Here is an 8,295-nt window from a genome sequence, read left to right as displayed (position 1 = left end):
TAGATTCATTAAAAAACTAAAAGCCTTTTTTTTTAAAACGGGGTGGTTGTTCTATAGCATTTGTAGTTTTTTCGACACAAATGGTAGAGAACTTTCCGTGCAATTGCAATCTTCTTTATATGTAGTAAGTTAGATGGTAATCAAGTGAATGAATGGTAATAAAAAGAAAATAGACCGCTACGCTGTTAGATCATAGAAAATAGATTCATTAAAAAACTAAAAGCCTTTTTTTTTAAAACGGGGTGGTTGTTCTATAGCATTTGTAGTTTTTTCGACACAAATGGTAGAGAACTTTCCGTGCAATTGCAATCTTCTTTATATGTAGTAAGTTAGATAGTGACCTCGATACTATTTTGTACGTCTCAATTGCTACACTTATTCGACTCTCAAAATCACTCAGCCACCTATAAAGAGTATAGACCGCTACGCTCTTAGATCATAGAAAATAGATTCATTAAAAAACTAAAACTCTTTTTTAAAAATGGGGTGGTTGTTCTATAGCATTTGTAGTTTTTTCGACACAAATGATAAAGAACTTTCCGTGCAATTGCAATCTTCTTTATATGTAGTAAGTTAGACGGTAATCGAGTGAATGAATGGTAATAAAAAGAAAATAGACCGCTACGCTCTTAGATCATAGAAACCTTTCAAAACAGCTATAATTCAATTGGATTAAAATAGAGTAATGTTCTATTTTAGAGTACTACTCTATTTTTAAATTGCTATAGTTGTGTGAAAAGTAGTTATCCGCTTTCGCGAAAGCGTACAAAGAAAATTTACTTAAAACTCCACTGTTTGTAATCTGAAGAGGCTTCTAGTTTTGCCTCTGTTGCGTCATCCAGTTTTGGAAAGAAATCAATTCCTGTAAGTTGTTCTATATGGTCTACAGAAGTGACAAAGCTGTATAAAGGTTCTTTGGATTCTTGGTGATCCATTAAAAAAGCAATCATTCTTGGAGTGCCTCCTGTACGATCATAAATGATCTTATAGAAGGATGTAGGAACAGTAACTTCTTCAGTTCCTATACTCGTAGTATCATCTTTTAAAACACCGCCAGTAACCACAAAAACACCATCATATTTTTTTGCCCAATAGCGTACTTTTTGTTCTAATCTATTCCATACGCCTGCATTAAAGCTATGTTCTTGTGGCGTAATATTACTGGTTAAAAAGGTTTCGTCATAGGCTTCTTTACTAAACTCTCTATCTCCTGCAGGACATAAATGCCCACGATCATAGCCCGATTTTTTATAATTACGCCAGTGTGCAGAGGCTGTTTTTACAGCAGGGTCTACTTCAAAATAAGGACGTTTAAAATCACTATTGACTACTTGTGATTTCTTGAGTTCGTACCCCACCCATTCTGCTTGTTCATGGGGCTCACTATAACTCAAAGAATAATAATTATGATGAATCACTTGCCCTGTCGTAGAACTTGGCAAAAAATAACTGTTGGTGTTTCCCTTTTCCTGTGCACCAGCTTCTACAATAGGTTCATCTAGTTTTTGATTGGCATATTTCTCAAAAGCTAGGTATCCTAACATAAATAGGATCACAAGAAGCGGATAGGTATATTTTCGTTTCATTACCGCAAATATCGTTTACACAATAAAGAATCACAATTTTCCTAGAAGTTCTTTTGCTTCTATATACTTATAATTGGTAGAATCTTTAAGAATACGCTCAAGGGTTTCTTTTGCTTCTGAGATCTTATCAAATTTTAAATACGTCAACGCTTTATACCATAATGCACGAGAACGGTCAAGACTTTTCGATTTCTCTAAAAGATCAAATTGCGAGATTGCTTCTTTAAGGTTCTCTTTTTCTGAATAGATTAATCCTATATAAATATATACTCTAGGGTCTAAATCTTTTCCTGTACTTTGAATATATTCTTTAAAACTAGATAATGAATTATCTAAATCCCCTTTCTTAAAGTAAGAAGTTGCTTTTGATGCAAGTGTTTTATCATCTGATCTTGATATGAAAGAAGGTAATTCTGTTGTTTGGTAATAATCGTTATATAAGCTTGTATTAGGGTTTCCAGTAAATAATAATCCAAATAATACAATTATTACTGCAGCAGCAGATAGCATATAATATAAAGAGCGTGTTTTAGGTTTTTCCTTTTCAGAAGTTGCCAAATATTCTTCTTTTACTTTTAATAACTTTTTTTTTAAAACTTCTCCTTCTTCGCTTCGTATATAGGTATCTATTTCTTTTTTATAAGCACTATCAAAGAAAGAATCATCATCATAAGTAGTATCAGTAAGGTGATGGTTAAGTGATTTATACAATATCACTTCTTCTTTCAATTCTGTATTTGCAGCAATATCTTTCTCAAATCGAGTCATCTCATCCTCAGTCATAGTCTTACTGAGATACGCTTCTATTTTTTTATGTATATCTTCTTCCATTATGATTTGAGTTTTGCATAGTTACTATCTTTCTTAATCAAATCTCCAAGACGTTTTTTACATTTAAAAATACGCTGAAACGCCACATTTTCAGAAGCATAATTAAACTTCTTTACAATACGGTCGTAAGGTACTTTTTTAAAGTAATCTTTTAATAACTCCTTACAATTAGGAGATAATAATGTTAACTTTTCTTCAAAAAGATCCCATCTTTCTTGTGCGATAATAGCTTCACTATGATCACTTTCTTCACTTTTATGTGCTAAAACTTCTTCATTTCTTACCCATCTTTTTTTGGAATTTAATTCTTTACGCCATAAATTTTTACACGTCGTAAATAAATAGGCTTCAAAAGAAGACTTAATTTCTATATTACTCAATTTCAATCGAATACTCAATTGATACAATGCATTCTGAAAAACTTCTTCTGCGTCTTGTTGCCCTCCCTCATTTTTAAGTACAAAATGCCTTACTTTTGGAAAAACAGATATGTAGATTGCTTTGATGGTTTTTTCATCACCAGTTCGCAATCCTTCAAGAAATTCTATACCTTTTTCTTTAATCATATATTAAAAAAGAATTGTTAGGGGGGGGGTAAGATTATGAATCTTTTAGAACAGAAGGACAAAATAACATATAAATCTTAAAAATTAATTATGAAAACAAAAAAAATAATGTTATCCCTAGTAACTCTAGTTTTAATAATTACTGGTTGCTCAACAGAAACAGATTCACTTACAACAGAACAAGCAAATAGTAATCTTACTGTTGAAACAGTAACACTAGAAGATTTTGAAGATCTAGTAACTATCACCGATTTAAATATTGAAAATTCTAATCGTTTCTTTACTAATTGTATACAAGAAGAGCGTTATAGAATAAATTGGATAGGAGGAGCTGCTGTTGGTGTTGCAAACTTTGAAGATACTAGAGAGTTAACTAGATTACATTTTGAAAGTTTAGGACTTGATATAGCATTTCGCCTAACTCCAGCAACAGACTTAGAATTGTGGATTTTTAATTATGAAGGGTTTAATAATGGGCTTATATGTCCAGGGTCTACAACAAGAGAAGAAGTTGAAGGAAGTGACGTTGTCAATGCAGAAGAATAATTTTATTAGTTATAAACTAAAAAGATTTTTATCGGTTTTATGTTTAATATCTATTACGATCTGTATACACAGTCAAGAAGATATTTATGTAAAAATTAAAGCGTTGCCCATAAGTGATAGCTTAATTAGTCAAAAATTAGATTCATTACTTTTAGAAAATATAAGGGAATCGAATTTTGATGATTTTTCAATAGTAAGTAATCGATATGCTTCTTGGCTATATAATAGAAAAAGGGTTTCTAAATCATTAGAAACCCTTAACTTATCTATAAAATATCATAGAGGAGATACAATAAGTCTACAAAAAAAATATTATAAATTAGGTGTAAATTTATATAATACAGGCCAGTTTCAGGAAAGTTTACAGGCTCATCAAGAAATTTTTAAACTCTCAAATAACACTACTAGTTCTTTAAATGCTGATGCATATATTGAAATAGGAAGGGTTTATTATAAGAAAGGAGATCTTCAAGCTGCTATAAGATATTATGATATTGCTGAAGCTATATTACTAGAGCTAAATGAACCTCAAAAACTAGTAAGATGTTATTTAAACGCTCATAACGCATATAAAACTCTTGATATAAATAAAATTAAAGAAACAACATTAGCAAATCTTTTAAAAGCTGACTCTATAAGTAATATCCATTCTATTTCGTATATCAGAAAATATTCCATCAATAGAGCTTTAGGAGATCATTATGCTAGATATGGTATAAAGGACACTACCCAAGGTCTCATACATTTAAATAAAGCCCTAGAATTAGCTACAAAAAGACACGACTCTACAAGAATTGCACAAGTATATACCAATTTAGGGTTACTCTATGACACTTCAAATAATAAAAAAGCATTGTATTATAATGAACTTGCTTTAAAATTCTCCAAAGAGCAAAAGAAAAAAGCAACTATCTATGAAAATTTAGGCCTAAATAATGCTCTTCTTGGGAATATAGACATATCCATTAATCAGCTCCATAAAGCTCTTGAACTTTTAACAGGAAACAGTTTTAAAACAATTACAAAAGAGCAACAACATACAATACTAAATAAATATTACAGTGATAGTAATTTATGGATTATGTTGGGTAATTTATCTGAGGGGTATTTATTAGCATATGAAAAAACTAAGAATAAAGAACAACTAAAAGAGTCTATAAAATATGCTCTAATTACTGATGATCTTATTGACATCTATAATAAAAATAGTCAAGAAGAAGTTTCTAAACTTATATGGAGAAAAAAAGTGACTGAGGTCTATAGTCGTGCACTAAGAGCCTGTTTTCTATATAATGATACTGAGCATGGTTTACAGTTTATGGAGAAAAATAAAGCTCTGTTATTATATGAAGAAAATATCTCTAGAAAAGAAAAACAGAAATTAAAGTTACCAGATGTCTTAATTCAAAAAGAATTACAAATCAAAAAACAAATTAAAGAATTAGATCAAGGTGAAAATATCAAAATTACAGAATTAAGAGATGCGCTTACTCACCTTGAAGATAGTATCAAATCTATATATCCTGATTATGTAAAAACTTTAAAACCTTATCAACCCCTTTCTAATGATGATATTCAAAACACGTTAACATCTAATCAAGTTTTAGTGGAATACCATATTAATATAGATACAGGCTTCGGAATCTATCCTAATCCAAATAAGGGGTATATTATTTTTATTTCTAAAAATGACCGTCATTTTTTTGAAATAGAAGATGTTGATATATTAAGAAGCCACATACAGGAATTATCAGATATCAATGCAAAACCATTTGTACTTCAAAATGAAGTCACAGAATACAATAAATTATCGCATACTATATTTGATAAACTATTCCCAAAAGAAGTAAAAACGTTTATCAAAAACAAAGAGCTTATTATTATTCCTGATGATTTTTTGACGAGGATTCCATTTGAAAGCCTTGTTATCTCAGAGAGTCAGAAAAACATAAAGTATCTTATTCAGGAAAATCAAATTAGTTATAAGTATAGCTATACGTTTCATCAGGAGAATAGTGTTTTAGCAAATATGACATCAAAAAAGTATAATTTTTTAGCGTTTGCCCCTATAAATTTTGACAATCAAAATCTTATTGAACTTGTAAATAGCAGCACTGAAGTTGACAATATCAATACTCATTTTGAAGGTACTGTATATCGTAATAATAAGGCTACTAAAGATATTTTTTCTAATGCTTTAGGAAAGTATAATATTATTCATCTTGCTACACACGCAAATGCAAATGATACTATAACACCTTGGATAGCTTTTAGTGATGAAAAAATATATTTAGATGAATTAAGCTTATATCAAAATGATGCATCCTTAATTGTATTAAGTGCCTGTAATACAGGTACCGGAAAAATAGAAGAAGGAGAAGGAACGATGAGTCTTTCTAGAGGTTTTTTTTACGGAGGTGCACAAACTACAGTATCATCACTTTGGAGAGTAGACGATAAAGCTACTGCAGAAATTATGGGTGATTTTTATAAGAATCTACACGAAGGGCAATCTAAAGCAATGTCTCTTCATAACTCCAAAATAAATTACTTAAATAATCATTCTGGCTCTGAGCTTTTGCCTCATTATTGGGCATCATTTGTATTATTAGGAGAAACAGGGCCATTACCAGAAAAAAACTGGACACTACACATAGTCGTATCAATAATCATTGTATTATTTATTTTCATTCTTATGCGTATATATGTATCTAGAAAACAAAAAAGACAGTAAAGTATATTAGTAAATGCCGTTAAGAATAATACGTAACGGCATTTACATTAGAGTTTTAGCAATCTGCTCCTCCTCCTACTCCGAAACATATTCCAAATCCAGGAACACATCTAACTTGTCCTGGGCAGAAATCACCATTTTGCTCACAATCTAAATCAGAATTACAACTGATTGGCGCTCTTGATCCGCTTCCATTTAGCCCTCTTTGATCAGACTTGTTTAATTCTTTAATCCCCTCTAGTTTTAAAATGTTTTTTAACATAATATAAAAATTTATAATTAATTTTACTGTGAACATTTTGAGACACTCACAGTTTGTGTCTGTCCTTGCAAGAATGTTTTAGAGCCTAGTGAACGCTAGGCTCTTTTATATTTAAACCACAATTTCTTTATGTAAGGTAGTTTGTTGTTTTAATGTTTCTATAAATAAGAATAGATCTTCATATTCATAATACTTTCTAGGAAACTTCTGATTCCCCAATAATGTCTCTGGTGTATACTGTATATCATTTTGTTTTGCTAGATCACGATGTATTTGTAGTATTTGATCATCCATAAGCAACATATCATTTGGACTACCGTATTTTCCCAACCATTGATCTACGTCCCTATTCGCAAACCAATCTTTAAGTATGATAAAAGCACTTTTAGAATCTTTAGAATATTCTTCTAGTATTCGTTTTGCTATTTGAGTCGATGGATTTTCTTGATCTGCAGGTGTATTAAAAACAAATTGAACTCCAATACTTTCTGGATATTGTAATAGTAATTTATCGTATAGTTCAAAAGCGTCTACGCAATAACCACATAGAGGATTGGTGTATGCAGTTATTTGTATTGAAGCTTCTCGAGATCCAAAATAGACTTGAGCTTCTTTAGGTACATGTTTTAAAGTATTATTAATTCCTTCTCTCAATGCTGTATTAAAAAAAAGAGCGTTTCTTTTAAATTTTAAATACTCTTTTTTCACAGTAAATAACTCTTCATTTCTTTTGATTAGAGGCTTTACCTGATACCACAAAACGCTTAATGCAAAAGTGATCGCAGACATTTTTAATATATGATTAAATGAAAAATCCCAACTTGAGAATGTAAAAAATAACATTCCAAATTGGGATATCAGCACCACTGATATTAATAAGCAAAGGCTACACCATTGTTTTAACTGAACTCCTTGTAGATATATAGAATATCCTACAACCAACAAAGATCCTATAGAAACTACAAAGAGCACGTTAGTATAAACCCCTAAAAATGTAATCGTAAAAAAGAGACTCCCAAAATATATAATCGAAGCATCTCCTAAACCAAACCCTTTACCAATATTGCCTTGTTTTGAGGTAATAACTGTGCTACAACTTTCTGCTTTAGAAGAAAATGCACCACACACTTTTGCCGTAAAATCATCTTTTAACCCTACACTTTCTTTAGTTACTAAATAACTTAATAATAACCCTACAACTGTTAACAATGCATATACTACTTCTGCAATTGTATTCAAAGTCATAAGTAGAATCCCTACAACTAAAACACTTATATATAGTATTGATTTTTGAAAAATGACAAACTTTTTAAATGAAGTAGACACTTCATTTTCTTCTTGTTCTATTGCAATAATAGTCCCAGTCCATATTTTAGAAAAATCTTCAACAGAAAGGTTTTCTTTTTTATTGGTTATCGTTCTTATAAATAAAAATTGTTTCTTTTGTGTTACAAGTACAAGTTCTGTAGCTCCCTCCTTTTCTATAAGTGCCAAAAATAATTTAGGTAATTGTGGTAATCCATCTTTAGGAATATTAGCGGCTACATTATCTACTCCAAAATAATCAAGTGTATCTGTAATAGCTTTTAGGCTAGGGTAATCTTCATGAGAACGTAATTGAAGAGAGATATCTTCTTTTGAAAATGAGTTCTCATTTGATTGCAATAAAAAGCGAAAAACTAATTCGTCCATACGTAGATGTTTTTTATAAACACCTATATGTTCTAGACAAAAAGAATTCTTACCCTAAAAAATGAAAAAAAATTTAAA

The 8,295-nt window shown here is 30.5% G+C and carries 7 protein-coding genes; 2 read left to right on the top strand and 5 right to left on the bottom strand.

What is annotated here, in order from left to right; translation table 11 throughout:
- Positions 1–776 precede the first annotated feature (776 nt).
- From ABJD27_RS07665 to ABJD27_RS07655, 3 genes are read right to left on the bottom strand one after another with little or no spacing between them, the layout of a single operon-like run.
- Positions 777–1,586, bottom strand: a complete 810-nt coding sequence (locus tag ABJD27_RS07665) for a DNA/RNA non-specific endonuclease (protein ID WP_348172085.1) — start codon at positions 1,584–1,586, stop codon at positions 777–779.
- Between the two features lie 30 nt (positions 1,587–1,616).
- Positions 1,617–2,417: a tetratricopeptide repeat protein gene (locus ABJD27_RS07660; protein ID WP_348172088.1), complete on the bottom strand. Its 801-nt coding sequence runs from the start codon at positions 2,415–2,417 to the stop codon at positions 1,617–1,619.
- On the bottom strand, positions 2,417–2,983 hold the full coding sequence (locus tag ABJD27_RS07655) for a sigma-70 family RNA polymerase sigma factor (protein WP_348172091.1): 567 nt from the start codon (positions 2,981–2,983) through the stop codon (positions 2,417–2,419). Before ABJD27_RS07655 ends, ABJD27_RS07660 begins: the two co-directional genes overlap by 1 nt.
- 90 nt (positions 2,984–3,073) lie before the next feature.
- Between ABJD27_RS07655 and ABJD27_RS07650 the strand changes: the two genes are divergently transcribed.
- Positions 3,074–3,529 carry a hypothetical protein gene (locus ABJD27_RS07650; RefSeq protein ID WP_348172094.1) on the top strand — a complete coding sequence of 152 codons (456 nt, stop codon included), beginning with the start codon at positions 3,074–3,076 and terminating at the stop codon, positions 3,527–3,529.
- Positions 3,530–3,632: 103 nt separating this feature from the next.
- Positions 3,633–6,263, top strand: a complete 2,631-nt coding sequence (locus tag ABJD27_RS07645) for a CHAT domain-containing tetratricopeptide repeat protein (RefSeq protein ID WP_348172097.1) — start codon at positions 3,633–3,635, stop codon at positions 6,261–6,263.
- 55 nt (positions 6,264–6,318) lie between these two features.
- Here the strand turns inward: ABJD27_RS07645 and ABJD27_RS07640 are convergent, their stop codons facing one another.
- On the bottom strand, positions 6,319–6,525 hold the full coding sequence (locus ABJD27_RS07640; RefSeq protein ID WP_348172100.1) for a hypothetical protein: 207 nt from the start codon (positions 6,523–6,525) through the stop codon (positions 6,319–6,321).
- A gap of 111 nt (positions 6,526–6,636) precedes the next feature.
- Complete coding sequence (locus ABJD27_RS07635) at positions 6,637–8,217, bottom strand: vitamin K epoxide reductase family protein (protein ID WP_348172102.1); 1,581 nt, start codon at positions 8,215–8,217, stop codon at positions 6,637–6,639.
- Positions 8,218–8,295: the final 78 nt, after the last annotated feature.

The organism is Dokdonia sp., from assembly GCF_039945015.1.
Classification (GTDB): Bacteria; Bacteroidota; Bacteroidia; order Flavobacteriales; family Flavobacteriaceae; genus Dokdonia.
The sequence above is the reverse complement of the archived record's forward strand: the minus strand, read 5'-3'. Positions and strand labels throughout refer to the sequence as shown.